Here is an 18,318-nt window from a genome sequence, read left to right on the forward strand (position 1 = left end):
TCTTTGTTGGAACGCAGGGCATTCGTATTTTATAAAATAGTTGTTTTTACTATATGAATAATTTTAATATTTATAAGTTTACATGCTTGCATTGTTAATCTCATTTGTTTATTCGGAACTTACAATAGTTACTGTAGAAAGGATTTGATATGTCATGCTGCATCACCTATTCGTATACCAGCGAATTAGCAGGCTTGTAATGAATTGTCTAAGCTGAATGCTGGTGCCAGCTTCCACCGGATTGGTTTAAAATCAGATATTTTGTTTCAGCAATACATACTTACCTGAAACAAAATCCGGAAATCCCAAACTTCTGAAATCGCTAAATAATTGGTACCTTTCAACTTGCTAAAATAGTTCGAGGTGCAAGTTGGATTTCTTTGTTACAATGGTAAATACATTCCTGCGGCTGACCCGATTTTTACTGCCGACAATCGTTCTTTCAGATACGGGGATGGATTTTTTGAAACCCTGAAAGTATACCAGGGGAATGTATTACTGGCAGACCTGCACTTTGAGCGGTTGCTCGCCAGTTTACATCTGCTGCATTTTGATATTCCTACTCATTTTACCAAAGCATATTTTGTAAAGCAGATCATTGATCTCTGCAACAAAAATAATGTATCTCATATGGCCCGGGTGCGACTGGCTATATTTCGCTCTGATGGCGGTTTGTATGACCCTGTCAATAACCTGCCCAATTACATTATTCAATCCTGGGAATTAAGTAAAACTGTACTGGAATTAAATCAGAATGGCCTGGTAACGGATATATTTCCGGATGTGAAAAAGAGTTGTGATAAGTTATCGGCTGTTAAATCCAATAACTGCCTGCCTTATGTAATGGCCGCCATGTATGCCAAGCAACACCGGTTGAATGAAGCCATCCTGCTGAATCAATATGGCCGTGTGGCTGATAGCACCATCGCTAATTTGTTTATCGTACGGGATAAAATAATTTATACGCCACCGTTGACGGAAGGAGGCGTTTGTGGCGTGATGCGGAAGTACCTTCTGAAAGCAGAACTTCCTTTTAAAGTGCAGGAAAGACCCCTCGATATTGACGACCTCGAAAATGCGGATGAAATATTTTTAACGAATGCCATCTATGGTATTCGCTGGGTGGGCCTTTTCCGCGACAGCAGTTATGGCAATGCTACTGCTGCTATTTTACATGAAGTATTACATGAGGGAATGCTGTAAAAGCAGTTAGCCTTTGGCGAAATGCAACGAAGTGCCTCATACGGTTATCTCCGCAAAAAATATCTGATAAAGATGGAACAAAAAGTTAGTCTCTGCTGGTTTCGCCGTGATCTGCGACTGGAAGACCAGGCCGCTTTTTATTATGCTTTGCGCGCAGGAATACCGGTAGTACCGGTATTTGTTTTTGATACCAATATTCTGAATGATCTGGAAGATAAACAGGATCGCCGTCTTACTTTTATTCATGCAGTACTGGAAGAAATGCAGGAACAATTGCAGCAGGAAAACAGTTCACTGGATGTTTTTTATGGTACCCCTGAAGCAGCATTCGCACATTGGACTTCGAAATATTCCGTGGCCTCAGTGTATGCCAATCGTGATTATGAGCCTTATGCCAGAAGCCGGGATGCCGCTATAGAAAAGCAACTCCGGCAGAAAGGTATTTCATTTCATACTTATAAGGATCAGGTAATACTGGAAAAAAATGAAGTGCTGAAAGATAACGGCGAACCGTATACGATTTTTACACCCTACAGTAAAAAGTGGTATGATAAGCTGACATTTTTTTATCTCAAACCTTATCCCTGTAAAAAATATATTGCACATCTCCATCGGCAGCCATCCGTGAAAATTCCTTCACTGAAAGAGATGGGATTTGTGGCAGGGAAGCAACTATTTCCGTCGGCAGCGCTACCGGAAGCATTGATCAAACACTATGATACCACCCGTGATTTTCCTGCGATAAACGGTACTTCCCGGCTGGGTATCCATCTGCGTTTTGGTACTATCAGCATTCGGGCATTGATGCAGCATGCCATGCAACTCAATGCTACTTTTGCCAAAGAATTGATATGGCGCGAATTTTACCAGATGATCCTCTGGCATTTTCCACATGTGGTAGGAAGTTCTTTTAAGAGAGAGTACGATAAAATAGCCTGGCGTAATAATACGGTCGAATTTGAACGATGGTGTAAAGGTGAAACAGGCTATCCTATTGTAGATGCAGGTATGCGGGAATTGAATACCACTGGCTACATGCATAACCGGGTGCGCATGATTACTGCCAGTTTTTTAACCAAACACTTATTGATTGACTGGCGTTGGGGAGAAGCCTATTTTGCCGCGAAATTACTGGATTATGACCTGGCGGCAAATAATGGTGGATGGCAATGGGCGGCAGGTTCGGGCTGTGATGCAGCTCCTTATTTCCGCGTATTTAATCCAACACTGCAAACACAGAAATTTGATAAAGACTTGCAGTATATCCGTAAATGGGTACCTGAATTTGAAGGGTTTGATTATGTAAAACCTGTTGTGTTACATGAAGAAGCGCGGAAGCGTGCACTGGAAGTATATGGGAAGGCATTGAAGAAAGCATAAAGCGGAAAACAAAAAGCCATCCAGGCGATTGGTTTTAGCGGATACCCCGTTATTTATTCGCTTCGATGGCTTTTCGCTTTATGCTCTGAAACTATTACTTTAAAACGTCTTTCAATTTTTTGTCGAGTGCCTCATGCTCTTCTCCACCACCGCCATAGCGGGCAATGATCATGCCTTTGGGATCAACAAGAATTTGAGTGGGTAAAGAATGAATACCAAAATGATCGCTGGTATCTTCAGGATTTGGCAGGTTTTTGTTGCGCTTGTCCCAATCCAGGCCACGCAATACATGTTTCCATACGCCTATACCATCTTTTTCTACTGCCTTTCTCCACGCATCATGATTGCGGTCATCATCTGAAATGCTGATAATCTCAAAGCCTTTATCCTTGTATTGTTTGTACAATTCCAGCAGATGGGGATTACCTGCACGGCAAGGAACGCACCAACTGGCCCAGAAGTCGAGCAGCACATATTTACCCCGGAAATCAGCCAGATTCAGCGGTTGCCCGTTGATATCTTTTTTGCTGAAATTGAAGGCCATGCTACCAGGAGATCCCTCTTCCAGCTGTTTAATTTCTTTAGCTATCTTCTGTCCATCTTTGCTTCGCTGTAAAGTTTTGCTTAAACTATTGAAATAGTATTTGGCGGAATCCAGCGACATGCTCCCTACTTCAAAACGCATGAGGTAAAGGCTTAGGAAAGCGTTATGATGTTCCCGGATGAATTTTCTTGACAGTTGACTGTTGGTCTCGAAATAAGGTGCCAACTGTTCGCGGATAGCGCCGGCTTTGTCGTGGTCTTTTTCATTGCGTAAGGCTTCCAGCAGCGGTTTGTATTGGGCGGTAGCAGCTTCTTTTTCCAACTCCAGCTTTACATTATCCTCATTGCTCACAGAACCTTTCAGGACGGTGGTAGCAAGGTCTCCATTTTGTACGGTAATGGTCATAGCAGTAGGTTCCAGGAACAGATAAGCCTGTTCGCTTTTATCACCACTCATGTTTTGAGAGAGCCTGGCGGAAAATATACCGGGTGTTGGTTGGGGCATTACGCCGGCAAAACTGAACCTGCCGTTTGTTACAATGGAGCTATCGGTGATATATTTTTGACCATTGTTGTATTGCAGGTAGTATTTAGCAGGAGCATTTCCGCTAACGGTGCCGGATATACTGAATTTTTGTTGTGCAGCAGCCAGCTGTGCGATGACTAACGATAATGATAGTACGCTGATTATTTTTTTCATATACTACTATGGATTTTGTGTAAGATTAGGATTGAGTGTGATTTCTTCCTGTGGAATACGGAGTAATATTTTGTTACTGCTGGCTTCTATCGTAATAGGCCCACTGCCAACAGATGCATAATTTCTGACCATAGGTAAGCCATTCCTGAAATAGTCGAAAGCATTGTGGCCTTCGAAAGCCAGTTCTATACGGCGTTGCAGCAATATTTCATTAAAGAGTGCCTGGCCGGAAAGGGTTACGGATGGAAGCCCCGCACGGTTGCGGATGGTGTTCAGATCTGTTAAGGCAGCATCGTTATTACCCAGTTTAACATTGGCTTCTGCGCGATTCAGGTACACCTCTGCCAGCCTGATATAGCGGAAAGGTGATTTGCTAAAGAGGGCGGTATAGAGATACATGTATTTCACGGAAGCTATGGTATCTTTATCCAAACCAGGTGTTACATTTTTTATGTAATGTGAAGACCGCAGATCCTGTGGAGATACTAGTGACAACAGTGCGGAAGAAGGACGATAATAACCGCCTGTGTATCCGGACCTGGTTGGGTAAGCATATAACTGGCTGATAGATGAATTACCATAGTCCATGTTGCCTGCAAAAATATCTTCCCGGTTACTTTTGTTGTTACTGTTATAATACTGACGATAAGCGTTGTCCTGCAGCAAAACGAACTTGTTGCTGTTGATGACCGCTGTAGCATTCGTCACCGCTTTCTGGTTGAAGGGAGCTGCGGGCTGCTGAAAGGTGCCACCCATATACAGATAAGCACGCGACAGCAACGCCGTTGCGGCGATTTTACTGCCATAGCTACTGGATTTCTCCTGGTTGAACAATGGCATAGCGGTTTCGAGATCGTTTATGATCTGATCATACACGGCTTTCACGCTGGCGCGTGCCGGTTTAGCATCACTATTATTGGCAGCCGTGGTGATCAGCATTACAGCAGGGCTGTTGGCAGCATCCTGGTAGTATGGTTTGCCATATAACCGGACCAGGTTGAAGTACAGAAATGCCCTCATAAACAGCGCTTCTGCTTTCGCCTGCAGGATCACCGGATTTTGTTCATCTTTCGCTACGTTGTCGAGCAGCTTGTTGGCATGGAGAATAGCAAAATAACTTGCACGCCAGAAATTATATGTCCAGCTGTGATTTTTATCTGCTGAGTTGATATAATTAAATGCATCGCTGTTCATATTAGGGCCCAGGTCCAGGGAGTGGATATTGTTTCCCAGTGCTTCCGGCAGGAACATGGCCGTACCGCCATAGCCAAAGGCGTTGTTTTCCATGCCAACCCCAAGGGTCACCATAGGATACAGGGCCAGTGCGGCTTGTGCAAAACCGTCAGGTGTTGAAAATTGTGCTTTTTCGGTAATCACGTTATGAGGACGAAGATCATCCAGTTGTTTATTGCAGGCGCTTAGTCCAATGATGGAGCAAAATGCTGTTAATATTTTCCGATTCATGTGACAGTAGTTTAAAAGGTTACATTAAGACCAGCGGTGATACGTCTTGGGTTGGCATTTTCGATACCAATACCAGTAAAGCTGGAGTTGCCGATAGGAGCGCCTTCCGGGTCAGCACCTACATAATCTTTATGCTTGATGACAAATACGTTGTCCATACTCACGAATACGCCTGCACGTTGTGCGTGTAGTTTAGATAATGTCTTTGGGGATAGGTCGTAACCCAGTCGTATGTTACGCATACGCAGGTGGCTGGCATTACCGTATATGAGAGAGGAATTGCCGGTAAATACTCTCCAGTCATCCATCTTGCTACTGTATACATCCGGGTAGTTAGCATTTTTGTCGCCGGGTTGCTGCCATATTTTTTGAGATGATTGCCAGCTGACATTATTTCTGCCGCCAAAGGGAGCCGTTGGATCCTGGAAGTTATTGATCAGGCTCATAGCGGTATAGTTGCCCACCTGGAACCATATTTCTGCACTGAGCGAAAACTGTTTGTAAGTGAAGGTATTGGTAAAGCCACCAAAGAATTTCGGTGTGGCAGATCCCACCCGCTGAAAATTGCGTAGATCGCCATAATTGCCTATCCCTTCGACTATCTGTAGTTTTCCGGAAGCATCAAAGTTCTGGAATAGTGGTGCGCCATTATCCGGGTTTACACCTACATAACGAACGGCTTTAATGGTATTGATATCTTCCCCTTTATAGCGATAATAGGCACGGCTATAATCATCCAGCAGCGAATCGTTGTATAGTTTTTGTATGCTGTTTTTATTAAAGCTGATGTTTAAGTTGGTCGTCCAGCTGAAATCCCTGGAAACAATGTTCCGGGTGTTCAACATTAATTCCAGCCCTTTGTTCAGTACTTCTCCCACATTCTGATACTGTTGGAAAGAACCTTGTGCAGAGCCTACATACACCTGCTGCAGCAGATTTTTACTGAGCTTGGAATAGAGATCAGCGGTGAGTTCCACGCGGTTCCATAATCCCAGGTCAATGCCCAGCGTATTGTTGACTGTTGTTTCCCAGCTGATATTGGGGTTTTCCAGTTGTGTAATAGCGGAGCCTATCCCATTCTGATTATCATATGGAAAAGGACTGTTAGTACCATAGAGTGTTTGGTTCAGGTAGCCATCCCCTACATCCCTGCCGGAAGTACCGTGCACCACTCTCAGCTTCAATTGGTCTATGCTTTTTACATCTGCCAGAAAAGCTTCCCGGTTAATCATCCAGCCGGCACTGATGGCATAAAAAGTACCATATCTTTTGTTGCGGCCGAAGTTGGTGAATGCATCTGTGCGCAATGATGCCGCTGCATAATAGCGGGACAGGTAATTATAGTTTAGTTCACCGAAGGCAGAAAAGCTGGCCCGTTCGGCATAAGCACCAATTGGACGATAGGGGCGGCCGGATACATAGCTACTGATGTCACCGAAGTTTTTGGCGGCACCGGCATTCCGTTCACCTGGCAGCAGATTGTAGTAACCTGTGGTGGATGTTTCTGTATGACGCTTTGCCCACTCTGTTCCCGCCAGGAAGCTGAAGCTGTGGCTGCCGAACTGTTTGGAAGCATGAAGTGTATTGGTGGTAATGAAATTAAAGAAGCGTGAATCTGAAATCGAAAGGGTACCGTTCAAGCCTGATGCACCTGGTGCAAAAAGATAAGGGTAACCTCCATATTTTCCGGAGAAACTTCCTGGATCCAGATAGGAGTTACTATGTATATTGATATAATCGATGGTATTGGCGGTTTTAAGGCTTAGCCAGGGCAATATTTTGTAACTAAGCCATCCGGTGCCGGTAAAGTGTTGGTTGTCTGTAATCGCCGTATTGTCAAACTTTTGCTCTGCCGGGAAATTTTGTGTGTAAGTGGTATACGGCACTCCAAAATTGTCGGATTGTTTCACCGGTATACTGTCAGCCAATGAGCCATCTGCATTATAAGGTGTTACAAAAGGCTGCGTCATATACAGCGGTGGTAAGGCATTTCGGGTGATGGTTTTATCAATGATGGCACTGGTATTGATTCCTCCGGTTACTTTAGCCGAAAATTTTTGTTCGATGTTCAGGCGGAGGTTACGGCGGTCGAAGGTATTACCGAGCGTGATTCCCTTTTCTTTGTACCAATCAAGACCGGCATAGATGGTGGTTTTATCGTTGCCGCTTGTTAAGCCAAGGCTCACATCTGAAAAGTTACCATTGTCATACATCGCTTTTTCCCAATCAAAATCTTTTGATTTATCCTCATCTGTATAAATTCTTCTTTGTTGGATGAAGTCGGCCGCGGTGGGGAATTCCTGTTGAAGGGAAGGGGTTTCCGCCCATCTGTGTTCCATCATTTTATCCATCCACGCGATATTTTCTGAGGTATTCATAAACCGGATTGCCCGGTTTAGTTTGATAGCGCCATAGCGGGTGTCGAGTGTAACGTGTACACCGCTGTTTTGGCCGGCTCTTTTTGTGGTAACTACAATAACCCCCTGTGCTGCCCTGGAGCCATAAATAGCAGTGGATGCCGCATCTTTCAGGATGGTAATGCTTTCTACATCGGCAGGGTTTACCACATCCTGTAATGATTGTGAATTAGAGATGACGCCGTCCACTACGATGAGTGGTCCAAAGTAGGAGCTGGTGCCGGAAGGAAGAGAGGAAATGCCGCGGAGTAATACCTGTCCTTTGGCGCCTGCGCTGGCACTGGGTTCTACGATGTACATGCCGGTAGTTTTTGCTTTCAGCATAGACAGGATATTGGCAGATGATACAGAGCTGCGCAGTTGGTTACCAGAGATTTTTTGTACCGCACCTGTTAATTCTGCCGCTTGTTTATTGGTGTAGCCCATTACCACTACGCTTCCCAGGCTGGTGGCATCCTCTTCGAGAATAATATGGTTATCGGTACCGGATATGGTTTGTGTTTTAGCGCGATAGCCGATGCTGGAGATCATTACGGGGTGGCCGTCTTCTGTAGGGATGGCAAAAGTGCCGTTCGCATCTGTGACCGCACCTTTGCCGGTAATTACATCCCGGATGGTAGTAGCGGGTAGCGGCTGGCCTTTATGGTCGGTGATAATACCTTTCACCAGGGCAGGTGGCCTGTTTACGCCGGATGGACTATTCCGCTTTACTACACCGATCATATTGCCACTGAGTCTGAATTCAAGGCCGGACGCGGCCTCCAGTTCATACAGCAGCTCCCGGATATTTCTCACTCTGGAAGGGAGGGTAATATGTTGCGGGGGTAAAGTGCCTGCTACATAAAAGAATTTCACCTGGTAAGTGGACTCAATTTTACGAAAGGCTGCCTGCATGGAAATATCCTGCAGGGGAATTACTTTTTTTTGCTGCCCGTATGTGTGCATACTGGTTATCAATATCAACAACACCAAAGCTGGAAACTGCCATTTTATAGCAGTGCTTAACAGCGCACGGAGGCGCGCATAATTAAAAGTCATGCATCAGATTTTAAAATGTAATGGTTGATATGGTCACTACAGACGCCGGCAGTCTGCTGGTGATCCCGATTTCAGCGATTTTGGTGGAAACGCTTTTATTAAAATTGAATCGTTACTTTATCCGGTTGTATTTGAAAACTGCATCCGGCTGTGAAACAAAAAATGTTTAGTACTTTTTCAAGTTTATCATTATCGAAGGCTCCTGAGAACCGTTTGGCATTTAACAGATTTCCTTTTATCTCGAATGGTATTCCATACCAGTTTTCCAATTGAGTGATTACTTCCCGGACGCTGGCATTGTTGAATACCAGTTTCCCCGCTTTCCAGGTATGCACGGCAATGGTATCAAACGATTGCCTGGTCATTTCCTGTGCCGTTTCATTCCATCCGGCCTGTTCTCCTGGTGCAAGTATAATGGGGCTGGCTTTGCCGGAGTTTTCACTCACCCGCACTTTTCCGCTGAGCAGGGAAACGGTTGACTGTGGCTCGTATGGATATGATTTTACCAGGAAGGAGGTACCGAGTACAGTGGTTTGTATTTGTTTGCTGGTGACTACAAACGGATCATCTGTATTGCCTGTTACATCAAACAGGGCGGCGCCTTTTATCAATTCTACATGCCGGTGTTTATTCCCGTAATCAGAAGGTATCCTGACGGTGGTATTGGCATTCAGGAGCACAGCAGATCCATCTGGTAAAGTCAGCATTTTGCGTTGTCCCCATTCGCTGGAGTATACCAGGAAGGTAACTGGTGTAGTGTTGGGCTGCATTTTTTTCCATAGCATGGTAATGCCTGCGAGAAAAAGTACGGCGGCAACAGCCCGCCAGGCATAGTTTTGCCAGTTAATACGGCGTACCTGCGCCGAAGCCGTTGCTTTTACCGCCTGTTGCAGGCGGGTGAGCTGAGTGGCTTTGTCGCTTTCCGCTTCGCTGGTATTGATAGTATAATATAGTTCCACCGCTGCGACCACTTTCTCCCGTATTTCGGGATGTTGTGCGATGTAAGTTTCCCATTTCTCAATAGCTCCGTCGTTATTGCGCCGGATATATTGCAGAAAGGTATCATCGAGTAACAGATCTAATTCCGTCAGGTCCATTGGCTGCATTCCCATCCATTTTTAAAGTAGAGCGACAATCGTTTCCTTTTTACCGGGTGTGGACCGATAAATATTCAGATTTTGATATTTTTTATTTTAAGCGTGCTTTCTTGAAAAAAATCTAAGGGAATTTATAAGGGAAGTAACAGCAACAACATTCTCAAATTGAGTTTACCCGACTTGAGATCCTGTTCCAGTGATTGTTTGAGGGATTTCAGTGCTTCATACAAATGATTATAAACAGTACGGTGTGTAAGTCCGGTGATATCTGCTATTTCATCATAATTCCTGCCTTCATAAAAGCGGAGGTTAATTAATTCTTTCTGCCGTGGACTAAGTAAAGTAATCGCTTCCTGTATGCGTCCGATGGCTTCTTTATTTTGTTGCTGATGTATCAGCAGCTGTTCCCGGGAGGGTATGTCATCGCCGGGGTCCTGGTTTATCCACAACGATAATAGTCCGTTGTCTTTTTTCTCCTGTTGCAGATGTAGCAGCAGTTTGCGTTTGAAGGAGGTAATAATATAACTCCGTACGTTGGTAACGGTACCAAGGCCTTCTTTTTTCTCCCAGAGATAAAGAAAGACCTGTTGAATACAATCCTTCACCGGTTCGCTTCTCGCGCATATTTTCAGGCCCAGGAAAAGGAGCAGATGATAATACTGATCATACAATGCATATAACGCCTGCTCCTCTCCTTGCCGGAACCTGTTCCACAGGTCTGTATCCTTGTTTTCGATCATACCGCAACAAAAGAACGAAAAAACAGTTGGTTTAACGACCGATTTTTTTCGCAGCCGTCATCAGCGCTGCTACTGCTGCTTTTCCTTCATTACCGAGGTCAAGACTGAAATCATTTACATACAGGTCGATATGTTGCCGCATCACTGATTCGTCCATTTCCTGTGCATGTGATTTCACATACTCAGAGAGATGTGGATAGGTGGTGTAGCTATTTTGCAGGCTTTGGTGTATGAGTGCATCCAGCTGGGCACGGGTAGCTTCCGGTACATCTTTGCGGATAAAGATGCCACCCAGTGGAATGGGGTTGCCGGTAGTTTTCTCCCAGAATTCGCCCATGTCCATCAGTTTTACCAGGCCTTTGAGCTGATAGGTAAAGCGGTTTTCATGAATGATCACACCTGCATCTACATCGCCATTTAACACGGCATTTTCTATTTCAGAGAATACCATTATTTTTTTCTTCTTTGCTTCCGGAAACGCAATAGAGAAGAGGAGGTTAGCGGTGGTATTTTCGCCAGGAATAGCGATGGTCATGTTTTTGATTTCTTCCAGGGGAATATCTTTTTTGGCGATGAGCAAAGGGCCGCAACCACGTCCCAGTGCACTGCCACTATTGAGCAGCTCATATTGATCCTTCACTTTCAGGTATACGGCGAAGCTCAGTTTTGTAATCGATAGTTTACCCTGCAATGCCCAGTTGTTGAGCGTTTCCACATCTTCCAGGTGCGTATCAAAGGTGAAGTCCTGTGTGTCTATTTTGTTATTGACCATTGCATCAAAAATGAAGGTATCATTCGGGCAAGGTGAAAAACCTAAAGATAAATGCATATGCTATCAAAATTTTATTGTCTGTTGTTAAATGCCGGCCAGTGTTTGTACCGTTCTTACCAGTTCTTCGTTGAGTGTTTTTACCGCGAGGGGAATCTTCCATTTACTTTTATCCCTGATTTCCACATAATTAGAGAGACTTCTCAGCTGAAGGAAAGGAATATTTTCCAGCAGGCAGGCATAATGGAAGGCTGCACCTTCCATACTTTCTACATCGGGATCATATTTACCCACCAGTTTTCTGATGGTGGCTTCACTGCCGCTGACCAGGTTTACGCTTACACCGGTAGCGATAGGAAGGGGGGGCAGCTCTGGCAGGCCAGCAAATGTATTCTCCAGACAAGTGCCGGTGAACGGTGTTTGTGAAGGCTGCCAGAGCTGTATATCAAATAAATCTTTAAACTGATCATTGTCTTCTGCTCCCAGATCGGCCAGGTATTCCCGTTTCACGGTTACTACCTGTCCAAGCTCCCAATCGTGGCGGAAAGTGCCTGCGATACCCGCCTGAATGGCAATATCCGGCTTATGCAGGATCAGGTGCCGACCCAGACTGAAGGCAGTGTGCATCATACCAATCCCGGCAATGAGGATATCGATTTCGCAATTAGCGGCGGATAAGGTTGGGCGGTGTTGGTCCAGGAACTGTAAAAAAGGTTGTATTTCCAGTGTGGTAGCCGCGGTTACCATTAATTTCATGCCGTAAAAATACGGCAAAATTGATTGCTCCCCATGTAAAACAATTGACAGGAATTAGGATAATTTGGGGCTACTCATTTAATAGTGGTATTTTTGCAAAAATTTTTTGCAATAATGATTTATTTAACGCGAGTAGAAAACTTCAATGCTGCGCATAAGTTATCTAACCCGGCTTGGAGCAAAGAAAAGAACGAAGAAGTTTTTGGTAAATGCGCCAACGAAAACTGGCATGGTCACAATTACGAACTGCACGTCACTATAAAAGGTAATCCTGATCCGGAAACAGGTTTTGTATTCAATGCCAAGACATTAGGTGTGATTATCCGGGATGCTGTTATCGAAAAGATAGACCACCGGAATCTGAATATGGATGTAGATTTCATGGCAGGTAAGTTCACCTCAGCCGAAAACCTTTCTATTGCTATCTGGGACCAGCTGGCCAAACATTTGCCGGCAGATGTACAACTGCATTGTATTAAGCTCTACGAAACCCCTCGCATATACGTAGAATATTACGGAGGAAAATAGTGAAGACAGGTAGCGTATATGTCAGCCTTTGAAATTTGCTAAAATCATATAAGAATGGCGTATAATAAGATTGAAAGTTACAATGAAAAGATCACGTCCGGTCTTGTAGAAAATTATAAAGAATGCCTGCACCTGTTAGGAGAAGATCCGGACAGGGAAGGATTACAGAAAACGCCTGAACGTATGGCCAAAGCCATGCAATTTCTCACCCAGGGTTATCAGCAGGACGCTCGTGCCATCCTGGAGGGCGCAAAATTCACAGAATCCTATAGCGAAATGGTCATCGTAAAGGATATAGAAATATATTCTATGTGTGAGCATCATATGTTGCCCTTCTTCGGAAAGGCACACGTAGCCTATATTCCGAACGGATATATTACAGGCCTGAGCAAATTAGCCCGGGTAGTGGATGTATTCGCCCGCCGGTTACAGGTACAGGAGCGCTTAACACACCAGATCCTGGATGCTATACAGGAAACCCTGCAACCGCAAGGTGTTGGAGTAGTGATAGAAGCGCAACATCTCTGTATGATGATGCGCGGTGTGCAGAAACAAAACTCTATCACCACCACTTCCGCTTTCAGCGGCCAGTTTGAACATGGTGATACGAGGGCAGAGTTCATGAAACTGATTTCCAAATAACATAAAAGACAAACGATATAGGGATTTTTGCCGGCGTAAACCCGGCAGAAATCCCTAAATGTTTTTATAATTCTTTTACTTGTATATTTGGAAAATTATTAATTTGAAAAGCTAAAACACAATATATTAACATGAAGCATGCTTACGTATTTCCCGGACAAGGATCACAGTTTCCGGGTATGGGCAAAAATCTGTACGACACCAATGCAAAAGCTAAAGAACTTTTTGAGCAAGCCAATGAAATTTTAGGGTTCCGTATTTCTGATATCATGTTTAATGGTACAGATGAAGACCTGAAGCAAACCAACGTTACACAGCCCGCCGTATTCCTGCATGCTGTTATCGCTTTTCTTTGTACTGAACATTCACAGCCGGAAATGGTAGCGGGCCACTCCCTCGGTGAATTTTCTGCCCTGGTAGCTAATGGTGTATTGTCGTTTGAAGCGGCATTGCGACTGGTAGCTATCCGCGCCAATGCCATGCAGAAAGCATGTGAACAGCAACCATCTACCATGGCGGCTGTACTGGCACTGGATGACGCCAAAGTAGAAGAAATATGTGCTGCTGTTACCGCCGAAACCGGCGAAATAGTAGTACCTGCCAATTATAACTGTCCTGGTCAACTGGTAATATCCGGTACCATCAAAGGTGTGGAAATTGCCTGCGAAAGAATGAAGGCTGCCGGTGCCAAACGTGCATTAGTATTGCCGGTAGGAGGCGCTTTCCACTCTCCGTTAATGGCATCTGCCAAAGACGAATTGCAGGCAGCTATCGATACCGCTACTTTCAATACACCTACCTGCCCTGTTTATCAGAACGTAGCAGCTGCAGCGGTAACCGATCCTGCACAAATCAAACAAAATCTGATTGATCAGTTAACAGGCGCCGTAAGATGGACACAATCCGTTCAGGCAATGATTGCTGATGGTGGACATGAATTCACTGAAGTAGGCCCTGGTAAAGTATTACAGGGACTGATCCAGAAAATTAATAAAGAAACCGTGGTAAACGGAATTAACTGATACGGCAGCTTTTAGCCATTAGCTTTTAGCAAAATGCAGCGAAAATAAAAATGCAGCGGAGATTAAGCAATACTTAATCTCCGCTGCATTTTTGCTAAAAGCTAAAAGCTAATGGCTATAGGCTTAACGCCATCTCATACTGCGATAAATAATGTGCCAGGCCGGCCTGGTTAAGAAATGTACCTATTTCCGGGAAATGTTCATCAATATTGATGATCGTCATAGGACCTTCCAGTACCTCGGCTGCATGCTGTAATAATGCAGTACCTATTCCTTGTCTGCGGAAACCAGGGTTTACAGCAATGTTTCGGATTCGCCGTGTATCTCTGTGTACACTGATATATCCGGCGGTTTCTCCATCTGCTATTGCTTCCCAGGTAATGGTAAATGCACCTTCTCTTTGAATACTGCTCATAGTATTAGACCAGGAAGGCGTCATATCCATAAACGTTGATAACAAGTTCCAGTCGGGTGTTTTATTTTCTTTTATGGAGATGTCTGCCGCGGGTTTACGCATATCCACCTCGCCTTTGAATGAGTGGATGACGCGGGTTTTATCGAACCCACTGTTTGTATAGGCTTTGATGGCTGGCAGATTGGTGCTGATTACTTCCAGTATTATTTTCCGGATACCTTGTTCCTGGTAAACCGGTATAAACTGTGAGTACATTTTTTGCACCAGATGTTGTCCACGATAAGTTGGTATTACGCCGGTACCTCCATTGTATAAAATGGTAGGATGTACCAGGTTATCTACTGCGTGTAAAATGAAACCACCAAGTTCTTCTCCTGCGAATGCGCCAATGGAATAATTGCGTTGCAGATTTTCTCCCTGCATCTTTTGTTCCATTATAGAAGGTGTAAGGTGCAGGGGCACTATATAATCGCTGAAAGCCGCGTTGAATGTGTCGCAGAGAAGAGGCGTGGTAACGTTGTGAAGGGTTCGGAAATCGTTAATAAAAATCATAGCGAAATGGTATGTCATCAATATTAGCAATGATTGATGACATACCCTCCCGGAATTTTATGAGCGGAAAAAATTATTGCAATTCTATGCTGACATTAATCCACTCAGGATCAAATTTGGTGGTATATTTTTTATAGAAATTAATGGCAGGTGTATTCCATTCCAGTACCTGGAACATGATGCCACTAAATTGTTTTTCTTTCGCTTCTTTCATTAGTTCGTCAAAGAATAACTTACCAATGCCTTTGCCTCGCCATTTTTCTGTTACGATAATATCTTCCAGGTACATCCGACATCCTTTCCAGGTGGAGTAGCGGATATAATAGAGTGCCATTCCGTGTATGACTTCCCGGCCATTGATTTCTGTAGTCGCTACAAATGCTTTCCACACCGGTTGGGTGCCGAAACCCGCTTCTTCAAAATGTTCCAGATTTACCGTTACCTGCTCCGGTGCTTTTTCATATTCAGCCAGCTCACGGATCAGTTCCATCAAACGCGGACAATCTTCTTTTCGTGCAACCCTTAACGTTATATCTTCCATATCTGTAAATATTAATCGAGTGAATCAGCTATCTGTTTTAGTATACCGGGCCACCAGTCTGTTTTACCCCAGTGCTTACCGAAACGTACTATCACAGCTTGTTTGCGGGGGCAAATGTAAATGAACTGCCCTTTTGCTCCTAACGCAAAATAATCAAAATTGTGCGGATCCACCTGTTGGCCCCACCACAGGTATTTGTAATAACCGGATGAGCTGCCTGTCCATTTACACAGGGGAGGGGATAGCCGGGAGAGATATTTTTGCGTATCGGCTTTAAGCACCGGAGGACTCACAGATTTCTCCAGCCATGCTGCGGGGATCACCTGTTTGCCATTGAAGGCCCCGTTTTGCAGGTACAAGGCCCCGAAGCGTACAAAGTCCATGGCGATAGCATTGAACCCGCTTTCCATTTTCGCAAATCCTGATGCGCGGCTGTCCATGCTCCAGGAGGCATCTGCGGCAGCACCAATATGCCGCCATATTTTTTCCTGGAAATATAAAGGCACCGGCTGCCCCGTGGCTTTTTCCAGGATCATACCCAGTAAAATGAGGTTGTAGTTGTTGTAGTGATATATACTACCCGGTGTTTCTACCAGTCTGGCTTTCAGTGCCTGTTCCCTTAGATGGGTCCCGTAATAGATCCGGGCGTCATCCGACCAGGGCGTTACGCCTTCCCGGTACTCCAATCCGGAACACATTTGCAACAGGTGCGCAACGGTAATATCCCGGAGCCCCGGAACATCATATGAAGGTATATATCTCCCTACAGTATCCTGTATACTATGGATGGCGCCTTCTTCCAGGGCAATGCCGGTAAGGGCAGATACCATAGATTTAGCGACAGAGAAAGAGGTGTTGATGGAGTTGGAGGTATAACCATTAAAGCAGGCATCCAGTAGTATGTTGTTTTGCTGCATTACAATGCAGGCGGTGGAACCGGTTTGCGTCAGTAAATCAGATAGCAGCACCTGCTGTGGTCGTCCATGGTAAGTATGCGTAATGGTGCGTTCTTTCCAGCCGGACCGGGCATCTTCAAAATTCCTGACAACACCGCCACGCCGGATCGGGGCATTGGGAAAGTGCCGGTAGTCGGTTATCTGCGGGATGTTCCTGATGATGCACCTGCTTAGATAGGTAAGCGTATTCATGGTCTCGAGATTATAGGGAGGGCAAATATCGTGTGCTAAAATGAAAAACAATATTGTAATTTGTAGGATGTTTACTGCGGGATTGCATTAATCTTTTTTTTACATGAAAAATATGCTGGTGCACTATACTTCTTACAACCACTGGGCTAATCAACAGTTGGTAAAGGGGTTGCTTAAACTAACGGAAGAACAGCTGGACGAACCGCTGGGTGCCGGTTTTTCGACGGTACGTGCTGCTGTTTACCACTTGTGGCAGGAGGAAAGTAGCTGGTATCAACGATTACAGCTCACAGAGAAAACAACGGATCCTACTATTGGCTTCAACGATTCTTTTGCCGTGGCCTGTGCCTCCTGGCTAAAACAATCGTTGTTGCTGGAAGAATGGGTCGGGAAAGCTAACCAGGTGAAGTTGAATCATACCATTGCCTATACACTCAAAAAGAGTGAACATTATAAAATAGCCGTTCAGGACGTTATTATTCAGGTATGTAATAATAGTACCTTTTACCGGGGACAACTGGTATATATGTTAGGACTATTAGGTGTCAATAAAATACCTGTTACCGATTACAGTCGTTTTAAACCTAAAAAGTAGGTCGATTTTATTATTTTTACCGGATATTCTGCCTTTAAAATTCCTTTATGAATGCTGCTTCTTTTTATGCTAAAGCCCCTAAACACCTGGTGGCAGTAGATTGTATCATCTTCGGTTTTGATGAAGGCCGGTTGAAGTTATTGATCATGCAACGTAAGGTAGCTCCTATGGCCGGCGAATGGTCGCTGGTAGGAGGCTTTGTACAGGAAGATGAAAGTACGGATGAAGCGGCTGGCCGTGTGCTGGAACATACAACCGGTTTGGATGATATTTATATGAACCAGCTGCATTGCTATGGCAATGTAAACCGCGATACGGGCGCCAGGGTAATATCTGTTGCTTACTATGCACTCATACGTATTAAAAACCACGATAAGCCGTTGGCCAGAGAACATGGCGCGCACTGGCTGGAGCTACACGAAATACCCCAGCTGATCTTCGATCATGGCAAAATGATTGAAGATGCATTGGCGGCCCTCCGTAATAATGCACAATTCCATCCCATAGGTTTTGAACTGCTGCCGGAGAAATTTACCCTCTCACAACTAAGAAGTCTCTACGAAGAAATTTATCAGAAAACACTGGATAAACGCAACTTCCGTAAGAAAATATTATCCCTGGATGTAATGGAAAAACTGGAGGAAAAAGACAAAACATCTTCCAAAAAAGGAGCACATCTATACCGCTTCGATCCTGAAAAGTATGAAGCACTGAAACGTAAAGGATTGGTGTTTGAAATCTAAGGGCTCAAAATGAACAAAATGGATG

The 18,318-nt window shown here is 44.5% G+C and carries 17 protein-coding genes; 7 read left to right on the forward strand and 10 right to left on the reverse strand.

Annotation, left to right across the window (positions count from 1 at the left end; genetic code table 11):
* The first annotated feature begins 363 nt into the window (after window positions 1-363).
* Together AB4Z08_RS10250 and AB4Z08_RS10255 are read left to right on the forward strand one after the other, a co-directional pair.
* Window positions 364-1,203, forward strand: coding sequence for an aminotransferase class IV (locus AB4Z08_RS10250; protein ID WP_441573632.1), 840 nt, complete (start codon window positions 364-366; stop codon window positions 1,201-1,203).
* Window positions 1,204-1,275: 72 nt separating this feature from the next.
* A complete protein-coding gene (locus AB4Z08_RS10255) occupies window positions 1,276-2,583 on the forward strand; it encodes a cryptochrome/photolyase family protein (RefSeq protein WP_441573633.1) in 1,308 nt (435 codons plus the stop codon).
* A gap of 94 nt (window positions 2,584-2,677) precedes the next feature.
* Here AB4Z08_RS10255 and AB4Z08_RS10260 read toward each other — a convergent pair whose 3' ends face one another.
* From AB4Z08_RS10260 to mqnB, 7 genes are all read right to left on the reverse strand, one after another.
* Complete coding sequence (locus AB4Z08_RS10260) at window positions 2,678-3,826, reverse strand: redoxin domain-containing protein (protein WP_441573634.1); 1,149 nt, start codon at window positions 3,824-3,826, stop codon at window positions 2,678-2,680.
* Between the two features lie 6 nt (window positions 3,827-3,832).
* Window positions 3,833-5,290 carry a RagB/SusD family nutrient uptake outer membrane protein gene (locus AB4Z08_RS10265; protein ID WP_441573635.1) on the reverse strand — a complete coding sequence of 486 codons (1,458 nt, stop codon included), beginning with the start codon at window positions 5,288-5,290 and terminating at the stop codon, window positions 3,833-3,835.
* An 11-nt stretch (window positions 5,291-5,301) separates the two neighbouring features.
* Window positions 5,302-8,745 carry a SusC/RagA family TonB-linked outer membrane protein gene (locus tag AB4Z08_RS10270; protein WP_441573636.1) on the reverse strand — a complete coding sequence of 1,148 codons (3,444 nt, stop codon included), beginning with the start codon at window positions 8,743-8,745 and terminating at the stop codon, window positions 5,302-5,304.
* 98 nt (window positions 8,746-8,843) lie between these two features.
* Window positions 8,844-9,851: a FecR family protein gene (locus AB4Z08_RS10275; RefSeq protein WP_441573637.1), complete on the reverse strand. Its 1,008-nt coding sequence runs from the start codon at window positions 9,849-9,851 to the stop codon at window positions 8,844-8,846.
* A gap of 122 nt (window positions 9,852-9,973) precedes the next feature.
* Entirely contained in the window at window positions 9,974-10,582 is a 609-nt protein-coding gene (locus tag AB4Z08_RS10280; RefSeq protein WP_441573638.1) for an RNA polymerase sigma factor, read from the reverse strand.
* Between the two features lie 31 nt (window positions 10,583-10,613).
* Window positions 10,614-11,411, reverse strand: a complete 798-nt coding sequence (locus AB4Z08_RS10285; protein ID WP_441573639.1) for a 1,4-dihydroxy-6-naphthoate synthase — start codon at window positions 11,409-11,411, stop codon at window positions 10,614-10,616.
* A 27-nt stretch (window positions 11,412-11,438) separates the two neighbouring features.
* Window positions 11,439-12,107 (reverse strand): futalosine hydrolase, encoded by a 669-nt coding sequence (gene mqnB / locus AB4Z08_RS10290; protein ID WP_441573640.1) that lies wholly within the window; start codon window positions 12,105-12,107, stop codon window positions 11,439-11,441.
* Between the two features lie 114 nt (window positions 12,108-12,221).
* Here mqnB and AB4Z08_RS10295 point away from each other — a divergent pair, with 114 nt between their 5' ends.
* From AB4Z08_RS10295 to fabD, 3 genes are all read left to right on the forward strand, one after another.
* Window positions 12,222-12,635, forward strand: a complete 414-nt coding sequence (locus tag AB4Z08_RS10295) for a 6-pyruvoyl trahydropterin synthase family protein (RefSeq protein ID WP_441573641.1) — start codon at window positions 12,222-12,224, stop codon at window positions 12,633-12,635.
* A 54-nt stretch (window positions 12,636-12,689) separates the two neighbouring features.
* Complete coding sequence (gene folE, locus AB4Z08_RS10300; RefSeq protein WP_441573642.1) at window positions 12,690-13,277, forward strand: GTP cyclohydrolase I FolE; 588 nt, start codon at window positions 12,690-12,692, stop codon at window positions 13,275-13,277.
* A gap of 131 nt (window positions 13,278-13,408) precedes the next feature.
* The gene (fabD, locus tag AB4Z08_RS10305; protein WP_441573643.1) at window positions 13,409-14,299 is read left to right on the forward strand and encodes an ACP S-malonyltransferase; all 891 of its coding nucleotides are present in this window, start codon (window positions 13,409-13,411) and stop codon (window positions 14,297-14,299) included.
* Window positions 14,300-14,414: 115 nt separating this feature from the next.
* Here fabD and AB4Z08_RS10310 read toward each other — a convergent pair whose 3' ends face one another.
* The 3 genes from AB4Z08_RS10310 to AB4Z08_RS10320 all read right to left on the reverse strand — a co-directional run bounded on the left by AB4Z08_RS10310 (window position 14,415) and on the right by AB4Z08_RS10320 (window position 16,955).
* Window positions 14,415-15,266 (reverse strand): GNAT family N-acetyltransferase, encoded by an 852-nt coding sequence (locus tag AB4Z08_RS10310; protein ID WP_441573644.1) that lies wholly within the window; start codon window positions 15,264-15,266, stop codon window positions 14,415-14,417.
* 73 nt (window positions 15,267-15,339) lie between these two features.
* The gene (locus tag AB4Z08_RS10315) at window positions 15,340-15,807 is read right to left on the reverse strand and encodes a GNAT family N-acetyltransferase (protein ID WP_441573645.1); all 468 of its coding nucleotides are present in this window, start codon (window positions 15,805-15,807) and stop codon (window positions 15,340-15,342) included.
* A gap of 11 nt (window positions 15,808-15,818) precedes the next feature.
* Window positions 15,819-16,955, reverse strand: a complete 1,137-nt coding sequence (locus tag AB4Z08_RS10320; protein WP_441573646.1) for a serine hydrolase domain-containing protein — start codon at window positions 16,953-16,955, stop codon at window positions 15,819-15,821.
* Between the two features lie 103 nt (window positions 16,956-17,058).
* Here AB4Z08_RS10320 and AB4Z08_RS10325 point away from each other — a divergent pair, with 103 nt between their 5' ends.
* Together AB4Z08_RS10325 and AB4Z08_RS10330 are read left to right on the forward strand one after the other, a co-directional pair.
* A complete protein-coding gene (locus AB4Z08_RS10325; protein WP_441573647.1) occupies window positions 17,059-17,550 on the forward strand; it encodes a DinB family protein in 492 nt (163 codons plus the stop codon).
* A 47-nt stretch (window positions 17,551-17,597) separates the two neighbouring features.
* Window positions 17,598-18,293 carry an NUDIX hydrolase gene (locus AB4Z08_RS10330; protein WP_441573648.1) on the forward strand — a complete coding sequence of 232 codons (696 nt, stop codon included), beginning with the start codon at window positions 17,598-17,600 and terminating at the stop codon, window positions 18,291-18,293.
* Window positions 18,294-18,318: the final 25 nt, after the last annotated feature.

Origin of the sequence: Chitinophaga sp. RAB17, assembly GCF_052114225.1 — a bacterium.
GTDB lineage: Bacteria > Bacteroidota > Bacteroidia > Chitinophagales > Chitinophagaceae > Chitinophaga.